1 protein-coding gene and 1 pseudogene are annotated in these 1,036 nt (G+C 38.2%); both read left to right on the top strand.

Annotation, left to right across the window (positions count from 1 at the left end):
- A pseudogene (locus FTV42_RS17355) lies at positions 1-305 on the top strand (replication initiation protein); the annotation flags it as partial.
- A gap of 78 nt (positions 306-383) precedes the next feature.
- Positions 384-920, top strand: coding sequence for a plasmid replication DNA-binding protein (locus tag FTV42_RS17350; protein WP_180039295.1), 537 nt, complete (start codon positions 384-386; stop codon positions 918-920).
- Positions 921-1,036 lie beyond the last annotated feature (116 nt).

The following is a 1,036-nucleotide window of genomic DNA, read 5'->3' as shown; positions in this document are numbered from 1 at the left end:
AACAGCATAAAAAAGGACGCTCAATTTCAGGTTTTTCATTCAGTTTTAAACAAAAGAAATTAACTCATGAGCATATCGAGAGCAAGAGAGATCCTAATACTTTAGATGCCTTCTCAAAAATGACCGATAAACAACGCCATTTTTTTGCTAATAAACTTTCCGGACTACCAGAGATGGGACGATATTCAGAAGGTACTGAGAGCTATCAGCAATTTGCTTTACGTATCGCTGACATGCTTCAAGACCCCACTAAATTTGAAGAGTTACATCCTTACCTTCAAAAAGTCGGGTTTAAAGCTGCCTAAATTATAGACTTGATCATTTGTCTATTAGACAGTCTAATAGACAATCAATTTTGACAAGTTTAGGCATAGGTTTACAGCATGAAAACCCTTACAGTTCTTGAACTTTCCAAGCTGTACAACATCAATAGACAAACAATTTACAACAACATAAAGAAAGGAATTTTAAGTAAAAATTCTGATAATAAGATTGATCTAGCAGAAGCCATACGCGTTTTTGGGGAACCAGTTAAAAAACAGGATGTAAAAGAACCTGTAAAAATAGACAGTCCAAATTCGGCAGAAGTTTTACTGCTTAGACAACAAATAGACATGCTAAAAAATCAGCTTGATGATGCCAAAGATCGGGAATCTTTCTATCAAAACCAAATTGAAACGATGCAACGCCTATTAGAAGCCCCAAAACCTAATATGACTACGTTTACCGATCAAGAACCGGTGCAATCAAGCATGGTCAAAACAGATCCCGAACTGGACACAGCAGAAGCTAAACATGACGGATTGACTACTCCGGAGCAAACAGAAAATGAGCACAGTCCAGTGCCTACGCATATCGAGCGACAACCTAAAAAACGAGGTTTATTCGGTCGTTTGGCGAAGGCTGTTTTTGACAATTGATTCTTCACTGAAGCTAATCAAAGTTGTGGAACAATGATCAAAGAATAGGCGTGGAACGTGAAGAATCAATAAAAAGCCGCTCCAGTGCGCTGAACCCTGGAACGGCTTTAACTAAG

Origin of the sequence: Acinetobacter sp. YH16052 (assembly GCF_013417155.1) — a bacterium.
In the GTDB taxonomy this organism is placed as follows: Bacteria; Pseudomonadota; Gammaproteobacteria; order Pseudomonadales; family Moraxellaceae; genus Acinetobacter.
Note: the sequence above shows the minus strand (reverse complement) of the source record. Positions and strands in the feature narration are given on the sequence as shown.

Bases quoted from the DNA above. Each gene is read 5' to 3' on its own strand.
- FTV42_RS17350 (WP_180039295.1), top strand. From the start codon at position 384: ATGAAAACCCTTACAGTTCTTGAACTTTCCAAGCTGTACAACATCAAT.